The following is a 12,436-nucleotide window of genomic DNA, read 5'->3' as shown; positions in this document are numbered from 1 at the left end:
AGACCCCACCATGAAAACCACCACACTGGCCTGCGCCATGATTCTCGGGCTATCCCTGGGCCCCTTCAGCGGCGCGCAAGCCCAAATCATCGGCAAACCCGGCGCCGTCGTCCAGGTCGAGCGCACCGACAGCATCGCGCTTGCCCCCGACAGCCACGCCCGCATCGCCCTGAACTTCAAGGGGCCGGCCCACACCCCCCTGACGGTGCGCTACACCACCGACCCCGGCCTGCAGCTGGAATCCACCGGCCAGACCGTGCTGCACACCGACCAGGATGGCCTGGCCACAGACAGCCCCGCCCTGCACGCCCTCAGCGAAGGGGTGCACTACCTGCATGTCTTCATTCACCAGAACGACCAGCAGCAAACCACCTCCGTGCGGGTCGAGGTCGGGCAAGGCCAGGCGGCCGCCAAGCGGCATAAAAACACCCGGCAGGTGACCACGCCCGACGGGCAGAACCTGATCATCCTGCCCGCCGAATAAGCGTTGCCGCATCACTGAGCGCCGGCCAGTAGTCGACGAGCCAGAACGCGAAAGCCGCCGCCCAGCACAGCGCCGGGAGCAGATGCAGCGGCCCCGGCGGCCAGGGCATCCACCCCATCTCCGGCAACGCCCGCAGCAGGGCCGCCGCGGCGGCCAAAAGAAAAGCCAGCTTCGTCCGCCAATGAAGGCCGAGGCCCTGCCCCGTGTGGAAGCGCCCGGCGACGGCCAGCACGGCCAGTACGCCCAACCCAAGCCCGCCTATCAGCGCCAGATGCAAGGGGGCGACCTCTCCCCACGGCGCGCCCAGCCGCGCAGCACCGAGCAGGATCAGCCCCGCGCCGGCAAAGCCGCTGGCCGCCATCAGCACCATGATCTCCGCCCGGAAGAATTCGCGCCCGACAAAGCCTTCCGCCATGCGATCCATGAAGCCGGCGCCCGCCCCGATCCACAGGAAGCCGGTGACGGCGGGGGACAAGCCGGCCAGTTCGCCGGCCAATGCCAAGGCGACCAGGCCGGAGCCGAGATTGAGCCGCCCCGGATGCGGCCGGAAAGGCGTGGTCATCTCGGTGGGGTCGAGCACGACATTGGTGACCGGCACCGTGATGCGCGCCAGCGCGAGGCCGAGCAAGCCGAGGAAAACGAGGCCCGCGACGCGCAGCGCCGTCGAGGCAAGACCGGTGTCGCCCACCAGCATCGCCCATCTTGCCACGGCCCCGGCCAGACCCAGCGCGACAATCCATCCCATGAAAGACAGGACACGCGCGGTTCGATAGCGCCAGGAAATCCGGGCGAGAAAACAGACCAACGCCGAAATCCAGGCCAGGTCGGCCAGCGCCGAGAGCGGCAGCAACAGACTCGCGCCCAGCAGCCCGGCGAGGCGGCCGACGCCCCACAGCACAGCCAGCCCCCACAGCACGCGGCCGCGCGGCCGCGCCGAATTGGTCCACTCCGGCGCGGCCGTGGTCATGAAACCGATCAGCGCCGCCCCCCACGCGCCGAAGATCATCTCGTGGGCATGCCACAGCCCCGAGGGCACGGCCTGGGCAAAGGGCAGGTTGAACGACCATACCGCCACCCATAGGAAGGGCCAGAGCGCGGCATGAAGCGCCGCCAGCGGAAAAAAAATGCGGAAGCCTTCGTCCGCAAGCACGCGATGCAACGGAACCGTCACGGCCGCGTCCTTTCGTCGATCTCGTGGATATGGGCGAACAGCGGATCGCGCGTCAGGAACTGCTGCCGCAGCGCAAACCCCTCGTCCTCGCTCCTGGCGCCAGGGTCTCCGGCCACGCGCCGTTCCCCGGCTATGCCGCGCCCATCCTGGGCGAGCACGAGTATCCGGTGGCTGATGCGGATTGCCTCCAGGACATCATGGGTGATGAACAAGGCGCCAAACCGGCCGTTTGCCGCGGCGGCAATCACGAGATCCTGCATCCGCCGCTTCAGCGCCACGTCGAGCGCGGTAAACGGCTCATCGAAGTAGATGAAGTCCGGCTGATTGACCAAAGCGCGCGCAATCGCCGCACGCTGGCGCATGCCGCCCGAAAGCTCGACGGGAAATTTGTCCAGATCTTCGGGCAGCAGCCCCGCCTGGATCGCGGCGTTTTCCACCCGTTCGGCGCGGTCGCGGCGCGGCGCGCGCGCCAACCGCAAGGGAAAACCGATATTCCGCCCCACGGTTGCCCAATGCATCAGCCGTGGCTCCTGGAATACCATGGCATGGCGGGTATAGGCGCGCAGAACCCGGCCATCCGTCTGCTCGATCAAGCCGGCGGCAATATGGGCGATCGTAGACTTGCCCGAGCCGGACGGCCCCAAAAGAGAAACGATTTCGCCAGCCTCGATGTCGAGACTGATGCCGTCCAGGACGGTACGGCCGAAAAAGGCATGGCCGACCTTGCGCAAGGACAGCAGGCTCATCGCTTCACCCCCCAAGGCGAAGCGGCCTCGCGCCAGCGCTCCATCTCGGCCTTGATGGGGCGGATCAGCCCGTATTCCACGGCGATCAGCGCGATCACCGTGAGGCAGACCCAGGCCAGCGCGTCATCGATACTGAGCATGGAGCGGGCGCGGGCCAGCGCGCCGCCGACGCCGCCCGCATTGGCAAGGAGTTCCGCCATGACGGCAACCTTGAACGCTGTGCCCAGCGCGATGATCAGCACAGGCAGCAGATGCGTCGCAATCTGCCGCCAGGCGACGTGGGTGAAGCGGCGAACCGGGCCGGCGCCAAAAACCTGCGCCATGGCATCGAGCCCCCTGTCACGCGCCACGACCCCTTCCACCGCGCCCGCAAAAACCAGCGGCACGGCCGAGATCAGGATGGTGACGGCCACCGTGGTGTCGCCCGACCCGAACCAGATCATGGCCAGCACGATCCAGGCGATCGGCGGCACCCCCAGAAGCACGGTGAGGATCGGCTGGGTCAGCCGCAGGGTTGCCGGCGAGTAGCCCGCCGCGAGCCCCGCAATCCCGCCGACCACCGCGCAGGCGGCAAAACCCTGAAGTGCGCGCCAACTGGTCAGCAGCAGCAGGTCGCGCGCTGTACCGTCGGCGAGAAACCTGATCGCGGAGGACAGCGTGGCCAGCGGCGCCGGCAGGATGAAGTCGCCATAGGCTTCATGCCCGGCCTGCCAGAGGGCAGCAAGCAGACATAATCCCGCAAGCCCCGCCCAGCCCGACCAGAAAAACCGGCCGAGCCGCCCGCAGCGATCAAGCAGCGGCGCGATGATCCAGCCGGCACCCGAACCGATCATGGTCAGCCCAGCGCATAGAACCCGTCATCGGGCAATTTGCCCCCAATGATGCCCGCATCGCTTTCGGCCATCAGGGACAGCATCGCTTCGATTTCTGCCCGAACGGAACCGGCCCTGCGCGCCACCAGCGCCGAATGCGGAATGGAAGCGGCGAGAACCGGGGCCGGCAATTCAAGCGGGCCGGCCGCCTTTGCGGCGGCGGCGGCAGGATCGGCGATCACCGCCGCGGTCGCTTCGGCCAGGCGCGCGTGAAGCGGCGCGATCACGTCGGGCGCGGACTTGGAAAAACCCTTTGTCACCGCCAGCCCGGCCATCGGGGCCATCGCCCCGAGCCCCGTCTGCTCGCCCCATTCCTTCTGGATGTCGATCACCCGGGCAAAGCGGCGACCGGCCGTCTGGCCGCGCAGGATCGCCACCGTGGCGAAGGGCTCACTAAGCAGGGCGACTTCAATCTGGCCGGCCAGCAGGAGCTGCGCGGACTCGGCGGGCGTGCCGGTGGCCACGATTTCGACACTGTCGGACAGGCCCTGCTGCTTGAGCAGGGCGCGCAAGATCAGATCGGGCGTGTCGTTGACGAAATGCACGGCGATGCGCTTGCCCGCCAGATCGGACAACGCCGTGATACTGCCTTCCGCAGCGACCACATGGATCAGGCCGTCGGTCATCACGTTGACCAGCCGCAGCCCCATCCCCCGGTTATAGAGATTGGCAGCCACCTGCACGGGCACGACCGACAAGTCGATCTGGCCCGAAGTCAGCCCCGCGCGCAACTCATCGGGATTGCGCCACACCGTGAGCGAGACCTCCTGCGCCAGATCCGCCAGCGCGCCGGAAGCGACGGCATAGGCAAGCGTGACGGTAGGCGAGGCCGGCGGCCCGTAAAGCGCCAGCCGTGCGATGGGCCGGGCCCGCAGCACAGACGGCGCGGCAAGGCCAAGGGCAAGCCCCGCCGCGCCAACCAGGACAGAGCGACGATTCATGATGACACGGGACATAATGCTTCCTCGGGCATAGCGATTGGTTCTTGCAAATCGGCAGCCAACGGCGACCCAGGGACGAGACAATGGGGTTCCAGGCTGGACGGCAACGCAGACAGGGACAATGCAGGCAAGCCCTGATTTACTATAACATGAGTAAAAAACTCAGCTTTACCATTGCGAAGAAAAATCATTCCCAACAACACCGTCCGATGGCGATTCGGCAGGGCTGTCGGATGCTTTGGCCGCCCGGATGCTGGACGAACATGGATCACGCATAAGCAAAAACCCGCAAGACTTAAGGTCTATGCGGGTTTTATTGTGTGATGCCAAAAGGCATCGTACTGAATTAGACTTCTTAAAACTAAGAAGTGGTGCCCAGGAGAGGACTCGAACCTCCACACCTTGCGGCACATGGACCTGAACCATGCGCGTCTACCAATTCCGCCACCTGGGCACGGCATAACGTGTATGCTATTGCTTTCGCTGAAACCTTGCTGCTTTGTTTGCTGCGTTGTTCAGCGAAGACAGAACTATACAACACATTTTTTTTGGATGCAAATAGCCTTTGAAAAAGCGAACCAACAACGACAATAACCGTGACGCTTCTCCGGTGCAGACGACTGATCAGCCCGCTGATTTCGACCCGAATGTCCCCAGCCGCGAACAGGTGCTCGGCACACTGCGACAGGCAGGAAAACCCTTATCCCTCGAAGCCCTGGCCGATGCCACCCAGGCTTCCATCCCCTTGTCCACCGGCTTCGTCCGGCGCATCAAAGCCATGGAACGCGACGGCCAGGTGCGCTATAACGCCCAAGGAAGGTTGCAAATATGCAACAACACCGGCTTTATTGACGGCATGATCCAGGGCCATCGTGACGGCTTCGGCTTCCTGATCCCCGACGACGGCGGCCGCGATCTGTTTCTGTCGCCCCACGAAATGGCCAAAGTCCTGCACGGCGACCGCGTCCGGGTCAAACCCAACGGCGACTACCGGGGCCGCCCCGAAGCCGTGATCGTCGAAGTCCTCGAACGCCGCACGGTCAAGCTGGTCGGCCGCTTCCTGAAAGAACACGGCGCCTACGTGGTGGCCCCCGAAGACCAGCGCATCAAGCACGACATCCTGATCCCCGCGGCGGACACCGGGGGGGCCGAGCCCGGCCAGGTGGTCACCGTGCAGATCCTGCGCCAGCCCGCCAGCCACATCCAGCCCATGGGCCGGGTGATCGAAGTCCTGGGCGAAATCGACGACCCCGGCATGGAAATAGAAATCGCCGTGCGCAAATTCGATGTGCCGGTGGGCTTTTCCGACGCCACGCTGCGCCAGCTGAATTCGGTTCCCGACCACGTGCGCGCCGCCGAATACGCCGGGCGCATCGACCTGCGCGACATCCCCTTCATCACCATCGACGGCGAAGACGCCCGCGATTTCGACGATGCCGTCTTTTGCATGCCCGCCGACCTGGGCACGGCCAAGCGCGCCCGGCCCGGCTGGCGGCTGCTGGTGGCCATCGCCGACGTCAGCCATTACGTGCAACCGGGCAGCGCCCTGGATGAAGACGCCCTGGATCGCGGCACCAGCGTGTATTTTCCGCGCCGCGTCATCCCCATGCTGCCCGAGGCCCTGTCCAACGGCGTCTGCTCGCTCAACCCCGACACCGACCGGCTGGTCATGGTCTGCGACATGATGATCCCGGCCGGCGGCGTCAAGGCCGGCACGGTGGCGGCCTACCAGTTCTACGAAGCGGTCATCCATTCGCACGCCCGCACCACCTACACGGACATCTGGGCCGCCCTGCAGCAGCCCGACGGGCCGGCGGCGCAGGCCCTGGGCGGTCTCTACCCCCACGTGCAAACCGCCTACGAACTGTTCCAGTGCTTCGAGCAGGCCCGGCGCAAGCGCGGGGCCATCGACTTCGACACCGTCGAAACCCGCATCGTCTGCAACCCCCTGGGCCGCATCGAAAAAATCGAACCCTACACGCGCAACGACGCCCACAAGCTGATCGAAGAATGCATGCTGGCCGCCAACACCTGCGCGGCCGACTTCATCGTGCGCAACAAGCGCCAGGCCCTGTTCCGGGTACACGACGGCCCCACCCCGGAAAAACTCCAGGCGCTGCGCGAAGCCCTGCGCCTGCTGGGCCTGACGCTGGAAGGCGGCGACGACCCGCAGACCGCCGACTACGCCAAGCTGATCCTGGCCAGCCGCGCCCGGCCGGATTTCAACATCATCCAGACGCTGTGCCTGCGATCCATGCAGCAGGCCATCTACAGCCCCGAGCAAACCGGGCACTTCGGCCTGTCTTACGAACACTACGCCCATTTCACCTCGCCCATCCGGCGCTACCCGGATTTGCTGGTGCACCGCGTCATCCGCGGCATTCTGCGCAAACAACGCTACCTGCCCCCGGCGCTGCCCGGCGACCTGGCCGATCCCAGCCTGCCGGCCAAGGTTCTGGAACACGACCGCTGGGAATCCCTGGGCGCCTTGCTGTCCGCGCGCGAACGGCGCGCCGACGACGCCTCGCGCGATGTCCAGGCCTGGCTGAAATGCTGGTTCGTGCGCGAACACGTCGGCGAAGTCTTCAGCGGCCACATCACCGGGGTCACCAGCTTCGGCGTGTTCGTCACGCTGGATACGCTGTACGTGGAAGGCCTGGTGCATATCTCCGAACTGGGCGGCGATTACTACCAGTACAACGAAGCCCTCAACGAACTGCGCGGCGAACGATCCGGCTTCCGCTACCAATTGGGCGACGCCCTGCAGGTTCAGGTTTCCCGGGTCGATCTCGAAGCCCGCCGCATCGACTTCCGGCCCGTGCGCGGCGAAGACTACAAAACCCTGCAAGCCCACATCGAAGGCGACACCCGCGGCGACGCACCGCCCCGGGCCCACAAAAAAGCGGCCAGCGCCAAACCGGCGGCCTTGCGCGGCACCACGGCCCGGCAGCGCCGCGCCGAAGTCAAGCGCGCCGCCCGCACCCCGCCCGGCAAGCGGCGCGGCTAAACGGGGCCTGGAATCCCGCCGCCGGCCGCCGGCGCGGGCAAACGAAGCCTGGAATCCCGCTGGCCGCCGGCGCGGTCAAGCCAGGCCCAGAGCACCCGCCGGCGCCCGCCGCCCCGTCCAAGCCCCAAAAACTGGACGGGCCGGCCCGACAAAAGCGGGCAGCCGGGCTTCAGACACCCCTCGACCACCGTTCTACAATATGGCCTCGCCCGACGCGTCGATGGACACCCCGTCCAGCCACGCGCCACCGCCCATTTCACCGCACATCGCTAGGATCCCTCATGGCCTCCCAACACATTCTGGCCGGCTTTCACGCCGTGCAGGCTCGCCTGCGGCACGCGCCGGATTCCATCCGCGACGTCTATCTGGACACCAGCCGCCAGGACGCCCGGATGCAGCGCTGCATCCAGCAGCTGGAGTCCGCCGGCGTGCGCTGGCATGCGGCCGATGGCCGGCGTCTGGACGGTCTGGCCAAAGGGGTGCGCCACCAAGGCATCGTGGCCCTGGCCCAGGCCCGGCCGCTGGCCGTGACGGTGGACGAAGTCCTGGACGTCCTGGAAGACCGCCGGGAACCCGCCCTGCTGCTGGTGCTGGACGGCGTCACCGACCCCCACAACCTGGGGGCCTGCCTGCGCACGGCCGACGCGGCCGGGGTACACGCCGTCATCGCCCCCAAAGACCGCGCCGTCGGCCTGAACACCACCGTGCGGCGCGTGGCCTGCGGGGCGGCGGATACCGTGCCGTACCTCATGGTCACCAACCTGGCCCGCACCCTGCGGGCGCTGCGCGAACGCGACATCTGGCTGGTGGGCACGGACGACGGCGCCGACCACAGCCTGCACCAGGTGGACGCCCGCCGCGCCCTGGCCTGGGTGATGGGGGCCGAGGGCGAAGGCATGCGCCGCCTGACACGGGAAACCTGCGACGAGCGCGTTTCCATCCCCATGCTGGGCTCGGTCGAAAGCCTGAACGTCAGCGTCGCCAGCGCCGTCTGCCTGTACGAGACCGTGCGCCAGCGCGGCGCCGCCTGACCCCGCGCCCGCCGCAGACGCCACATAAGCTTATGCGCGGGCAAAAACACCCCGGGTGCATAATTCCACTTTTCCTTCGACTTCGACTCCGCCACCGCCATGTCCGACTCCGGCTTCACCACGCAGACCGTGCATTTCGGCCACCGCAGCGACACCACCCATGGTGCCGTGCACGCGCCGATCCACCCGTCCACCGAATACACTTACCACGACGCCCACGAACTGGCCGCCGTGTTCCAGAACCGCAAAAAAGGCTACACCTACGCGCGCACGGGCACGCCCACCACGGCGGCCCTGGAAGCCCAGGTCAACGCCATGGAAGGCGGCAACGGCACCCTGGCCTTCGCCACCGGCATGGCGGCCCTCAACGCCATCTTCTTCGCCCTGCTGCGCCAAGGCGACCACCTGATCGCCAGCAAATACATCTTCGGCAACACCAACAGCCTGCTGATGACGCTGGAAAACTTCGGGGTCGAACTGACCCTGGTGGACGCCACGGACGCCGCCCAGGTCGCGGCCGCCCTGCGGCCCAATACGCGCATGGTCTTCGTCGAGACCATCGCCAATCCCGGCACCCAGGTGGCCGACCTGAAAGCCATCGGCGACTTCTGTCAGGCGCACCGGCTGGTCTACGTGGTGGACAGCACTCTGTCCTCGCCCTACCTGCGCCCGGGGCGCGATTTCGGGGCCTCCCTGGTGGTCAACTCCCTGTCCAAGCACATCGGGGGCCACGGCAACGCCCTGGGCGGGGCGATCACCCAGACCGGCCTGTACGACTGGTCGGACTTCCCCCACATCTACGAGCAATACCGCAAAGACGACGCCCACACCTGGGGGCTGCTGCAAATCAAGAAAAAAGGCCTGCGCGACATGGGCGGCACCTTGTCGTCCGACATCGCGCACCGCCTGGCCGCCGGCGCCGAGACCCTGGCCCTGCGCATGGACCGCATCTGCGGCAACGCCCTGGCACTGGCGAAATTCCTGGAAACCCAGCCCCAGGTCGTCCGGGTTCAGTATCCCGGCCTGGCCAGCCACCCGCAGCACCAGCGCGCCACCGACTTCTTCGGCACGCGCTACGGCGGCCTGCTGGGCGTGGTGCTGCAGCCCGAAGTGGACGTCTTCGCATGCCTGAACCGCCTGCGCGTGGCCGCCCTGGCGACCCACCTGGGCGACAACCGCACCCTGATCCTGCCGGCGGCGCACACCATTTACTTTGAAATGGGCCCGGAGCGCCGCGCCCAGATGGGCATTCCCGACGGATTCCTGCGGATTTCCGTCGGCATCGAAGACGAAATCGACCTGCTGCAGGACTTCGCCAACGCGCTGGCAAGCCGCTGAAACCAGCCCTTGAAAAGCCATTTGATAAAACCAGAAGCATCAGGAAACATGCGGGTCTCCAGCGTTTTCCTCTTGACACTGGGGGCGATTCAAAGGCTTAATACGGCTTAACCACCAAACGACAATAACCTTCAGGGGTACTTTTTAATGAACAAAACCGAGCTGATCGAGCATATCTCCTCCAAGACCGATCTCTCCAAGGCCGACGTGGGTCGCGCCCTGGAAGCCTTTGTCGGTGCCGTCAAAACCACCCTGAAGAAAAAGGGTTCGGTCACCCTGGTCGGCTTCGGCACCTTTGCCGTCACCGAACGCGCCGCCCGCACCGGCCGCAATCCGCGCACCGGCGAAGCCATCAAGATCAAAAAAGCGCGTGTGCCGAAATTCCGCCCGGGCAAGGCCCTGAAAGACGCCGTCAACTGATCATCCGCCACGGCGGGCGTTTGCACCAGGCCACCTTCGCGGTGGCTTTTCCATGCGCGGCCGGCCCGGCAACGGCAAGCCGGCATGTTTGCCCTATCCACATGGCCCCGATATAATTGCGCCCTTGACCCGCAGACAGGCGGCTGATCGGGGGTGCTTAGCTCAGTTGGTAGAGCGGCGCCTTTACACGGCGTAGGTCGGGGGTTCGAACCCCTCAGCACCCACCACCTCCCGGCATGACCCACCCATCCCCCCCTCCCGGTGCCCTGCGTTGCGGCCTGGATGCGCTGTCCCGGTTCGACGACATCATCGACGTGCGCACCCCGGCGGAATTCGCCGACGACCATATCCCGGGCGCCCTCAACGCCCCCGTGCTCAGTAACGAAGAACGCGTCGTCATCGGCACGCTGTACGCGCAGGAATCCCCCTTCAAGGCCACCCGTCTGGGCGCGGCCCTGGTGGCCCGGCACATTGCCGAACACCTGGACACCCTGTTCGCCGACCGGCCGCAAAGCTGGCGGCCCCTGATCTACTGCTGGCGCGGGGGCAAACGCTCCGGCGCCATGACCACCTGGTTCAACCTGATCGGCTGGCGCGCCCGCCAACTGGACGGCGGCTACAAAACCTGGCGCCGCCATGTGATCGACCAATTGGCCCTGCGCCCGGCGCAGCTGCGCTACATCGTGCTGGCCGGCCCCACCGGATCCGGCAAGACCCGCCTGCTGCAGGCCCTGGCGCGGGCGGGCGCGCAGACCCTGGATCTGGAAGGCCTGGCGCGCCATCGCGGCTCACTGCTGGGGGCGCTGCCCGGCCAGCCCCAGCCCAGCCAGCGCGGCTTCGAATCCGCCCTGCTGCGGGCGCTGGACGCCCTGGATCCCGCCCGTCCGGTCTTCGTCGAAGCCGAAAGCCGGCGCATCGGCCAGATCAGCCTGCCCGACAGCCTGCTGCACGGCATGCATGGCGGCCAATGCGTGCGCGTGCAGGCCGAACTGCCGCAGCGTATCGGCTTCCTGTTGCAGGACTATGCCCATCTGTTCCAAGCGCCGGCGGTCTTCAAGCAGACCCTGGCGCGGCTGGTGGGCCTGCACAGCCGCCAGACAATCCGGGATTGGCAAACCCTGATCGACCAGGGCCGCCACGCCGAACTGTTCGCCGCCCTGGTGCAAGACCACTACGACCCGGCCTATCGCCGCAGCAGCCAGGGGCATTACGCCGGCCTGGCCCAGGCGCCGGTCTTCGCCTTCGACCCCACGGCCAGCGACGGGCCGGCGCAGGCGGCGCGGCTGTTGACCCAACTACGCCTTCGGAGCACCCCATGACCCGCACACCCGCCACGTCCGCCACCGCCACACCCGACACGACCGACACTGCCACGCCCGGCGATACGGCCAGCCCCCGGCTGACCGCCCTGTCCCACGGCGGTGGCTGCGGCTGCAAGATCGCGCCGGATATCCTGGCCAAGCTGATGCGCAACGCGCTGCCGTCCGGGCCGTTTCCCCAACTGATGGTCGGCACCCGGACCGCGGACGACGCGGCGGTCTATCGCCTGAACGACGACCAGGCCCTGATCGCCACCACCGACTTCTTCATGCCCATCGTGGACGACCCCTACGATTTCGGCCGCATCGCCGCCACCAATGCGCTATCGGATGTCTACGCCATGGGCGGACGCCCCATCATGGCCCTGGCCCTGGTGGGCATGCCGCTCAAAACCCTGCCGCACGACACCATTGCCGCCATTCTGGCGGGCGGGGCATCCGTGTGTCAGGCCGCCGGCATTCCCATCGCCGGGGGGCATTCCATTGATTCGGTCGAACCCATTTACGGGCTGGCCGTCATGGGGCTGGCCCACCCGGATCAGATCAAGCGCAACGACCAGGCCCGGGCGGGCGATGCCCTGATCCTCAGCAAGCCCCTGGGCGTGGGCGTGCTGTCGGCCGCCCTGAAGAAAAACCGCCTGGACGCCGCGGGCTACCAGGCCTTGATCGACAGCACCACCCGCCTGAACACGCCCGGCACGCAGCTGGCCGCGCTGCCCGCCGTGCACGCCCTCACCGACGTCACGGGCTTTGGCCTGCTGGGCCACACGCTGGAAATGTGCCGGGGCGCCGGCCTGCGGGCCAAGATCGACTACGCCGCCCTGCCCTGGCTGGCCGCCGCCCCCGCCCTGGTTCGAGAAGGCATCCAGACCGGGGCGTCCGCCCGCAACTGGCATGCCTGCCAGGCCAATATCGCGCTGGACGCCGGCCTGCCGCCCGAAGCGCAGGCCCTGCTGACCGACCCGCAGACCTCCGGCGGGCTGCTGATTGCCTGCCACCCCGACGCCGCCGACGCCATCCTGGCCCTGCTGCGGGCGGAAGGCTTCCCGCACACCGCCCGCATCGGCCGGATGCAGGCAGGCGAGCCCGGGATTCAGGTATCCTGAA

The 12,436-nt window shown here is 67.0% G+C and carries 11 protein-coding genes and 2 tRNA genes; 8 read left to right on the top strand and 5 right to left on the bottom strand.

Features of this window, described 5'->3' with window-relative positions; genetic code table 11:
• The first annotated feature begins 10 nt into the window (after positions 1 to 10).
• The gene (locus ACMHYJ_RS00615; protein ID WP_414244259.1) at positions 11 to 484 is read left to right on the top strand and encodes a hypothetical protein; all 474 of its coding nucleotides are present in this window, start codon (positions 11 to 13) and stop codon (positions 482 to 484) included.
• On the opposite strand, the gene ACMHYJ_RS00610 is transcribed toward ACMHYJ_RS00615, so the two are convergent.
• The 5 genes from ACMHYJ_RS00610 to ACMHYJ_RS00590 all read right to left on the bottom strand — a co-directional run bounded on the left by ACMHYJ_RS00610 (position 465) and on the right by ACMHYJ_RS00590 (position 4,668).
• The gene (locus ACMHYJ_RS00610) at positions 465 to 1,655 is read right to left on the bottom strand and encodes an NnrS family protein (protein WP_414244258.1); all 1,191 of its coding nucleotides are present in this window, start codon (positions 1,653 to 1,655) and stop codon (positions 465 to 467) included. The two genes, ACMHYJ_RS00615 and ACMHYJ_RS00610, sit on opposite strands and share 20 nt — an antisense overlap.
• A complete protein-coding gene (locus ACMHYJ_RS00605) occupies positions 1,652 to 2,401 on the bottom strand; it encodes an ABC transporter ATP-binding protein (protein WP_414244257.1) in 750 nt (249 codons plus the stop codon). Before ACMHYJ_RS00605 ends, ACMHYJ_RS00610 begins: the two co-directional genes overlap by 4 nt.
• A complete protein-coding gene (locus tag ACMHYJ_RS00600) occupies positions 2,398 to 3,234 on the bottom strand; it encodes an ABC transporter permease (protein ID WP_414244256.1) in 837 nt (278 codons plus the stop codon). The genes ACMHYJ_RS00605 and ACMHYJ_RS00600 overlap by 4 nt, the downstream gene beginning before the upstream one ends.
• 2 nt (positions 3,235 to 3,236) lie before the next feature.
• Complete coding sequence (locus ACMHYJ_RS00595) at positions 3,237 to 4,229, bottom strand: ABC transporter substrate-binding protein (protein ID WP_414244255.1); 993 nt, start codon at positions 4,227 to 4,229, stop codon at positions 3,237 to 3,239.
• A gap of 354 nt (positions 4,230 to 4,583) precedes the next feature.
• A tRNA-Leu gene (locus ACMHYJ_RS00590) sits at positions 4,584 to 4,668 on the bottom strand.
• A gap of 111 nt (positions 4,669 to 4,779) precedes the next feature.
• On the opposite strand from ACMHYJ_RS00590, the gene rnr reads away from it, so the two are divergent.
• The 7 genes from rnr (at position 4,780) to selD (ending at position 12,435) form a co-directional block, all read left to right on the top strand.
• Positions 4,780 to 7,221 (top strand): ribonuclease R, encoded by a 2,442-nt coding sequence (gene rnr / locus ACMHYJ_RS00585; RefSeq protein WP_414244254.1) that lies wholly within the window; start codon positions 4,780 to 4,782, stop codon positions 7,219 to 7,221.
• A gap of 281 nt (positions 7,222 to 7,502) precedes the next feature.
• Positions 7,503 to 8,252, top strand: coding sequence for a 23S rRNA (guanosine(2251)-2'-O)-methyltransferase RlmB (gene rlmB, locus ACMHYJ_RS00580; RefSeq protein WP_414244253.1), 750 nt, complete (start codon positions 7,503 to 7,505; stop codon positions 8,250 to 8,252).
• A 99-nt stretch (positions 8,253 to 8,351) separates the two neighbouring features.
• Positions 8,352 to 9,590: a cystathionine gamma-synthase family protein gene (locus ACMHYJ_RS00575; protein WP_414244252.1), complete on the top strand. Its 1,239-nt coding sequence runs from the start codon at positions 8,352 to 8,354 to the stop codon at positions 9,588 to 9,590.
• A gap of 147 nt (positions 9,591 to 9,737) precedes the next feature.
• Positions 9,738 to 10,010, top strand: a complete 273-nt coding sequence (locus tag ACMHYJ_RS00570) for an HU family DNA-binding protein (protein ID WP_414244251.1) — start codon at positions 9,738 to 9,740, stop codon at positions 10,008 to 10,010.
• A 151-nt stretch (positions 10,011 to 10,161) separates the two neighbouring features.
• Positions 10,162 to 10,237: transfer RNA gene (locus tag ACMHYJ_RS00565), tRNA-Val, on the top strand.
• 9 nt (positions 10,238 to 10,246) lie between these two features.
• Positions 10,247 to 11,329, top strand: a complete 1,083-nt coding sequence (gene mnmH, locus ACMHYJ_RS00560) for a tRNA 2-selenouridine(34) synthase MnmH (RefSeq protein WP_414244250.1) — start codon at positions 10,247 to 10,249, stop codon at positions 11,327 to 11,329.
• Complete coding sequence (gene selD / locus ACMHYJ_RS00555) at positions 11,326 to 12,435, top strand: selenide, water dikinase SelD (RefSeq protein WP_414244249.1); 1,110 nt, start codon at positions 11,326 to 11,328, stop codon at positions 12,433 to 12,435. The genes mnmH and selD overlap by 4 nt, the downstream gene beginning before the upstream one ends.
• The last annotated feature ends 1 nt before the right edge of the window (position 12,436 follow it).

Origin of the sequence: Castellaniella hirudinis, assembly GCF_047468865.1 — a bacterium.
Classification (GTDB): Bacteria; Pseudomonadota; Gammaproteobacteria; order Burkholderiales; family Burkholderiaceae_B; genus Castellaniella; species Castellaniella hirudinis_A.
The sequence above is the reverse complement of the archived record's forward strand: the minus strand, read 5'-3'. Positions and strand labels throughout refer to the sequence as shown.

What these genes read in the sequence shown, in the direction of transcription:
- ACMHYJ_RS00615 (WP_414244259.1), top strand. Translation starts at nt 11, where the DNA reads ATGAAAACCACCACACTGGCCTGCGCCATGATTCTCGGGCTATCCCTG.
- ACMHYJ_RS00605 (WP_414244257.1), bottom strand. Translation starts at nt 2,401, where the DNA reads ATGAGCCTGCTGTCCTTGCGCAAGGTCGGCCATGCCTTTTTCGGCCGT.
- ACMHYJ_RS00600 (WP_414244256.1), bottom strand. Translation starts at nt 3,234, where the DNA reads ATGATCGGTTCGGGTGCCGGCTGGATCATCGCGCCGCTGCTTGATCGC.
- ACMHYJ_RS00595 (WP_414244255.1), bottom strand. Translation starts at nt 4,229, where the DNA reads ATGTCCCGTGTCATCATGAATCGTCGCTCTGTCCTGGTTGGCGCGGCG.
- rlmB (WP_414244253.1), top strand. Translation starts at nt 7,503, where the DNA reads ATGGCCTCCCAACACATTCTGGCCGGCTTTCACGCCGTGCAGGCTCGC.
- ACMHYJ_RS00575 (WP_414244252.1), top strand. Translation starts at nt 8,352, where the DNA reads ATGTCCGACTCCGGCTTCACCACGCAGACCGTGCATTTCGGCCACCGC.
- ACMHYJ_RS00570 (WP_414244251.1), top strand. Translation starts at nt 9,738, where the DNA reads ATGAACAAAACCGAGCTGATCGAGCATATCTCCTCCAAGACCGATCTC.
- mnmH (WP_414244250.1), top strand. Translation starts at nt 10,247, where the DNA reads ATGACCCACCCATCCCCCCCTCCCGGTGCCCTGCGTTGCGGCCTGGAT.
- selD (WP_414244249.1), top strand. Translation starts at nt 11,326, where the DNA reads ATGACCCGCACACCCGCCACGTCCGCCACCGCCACACCCGACACGACC.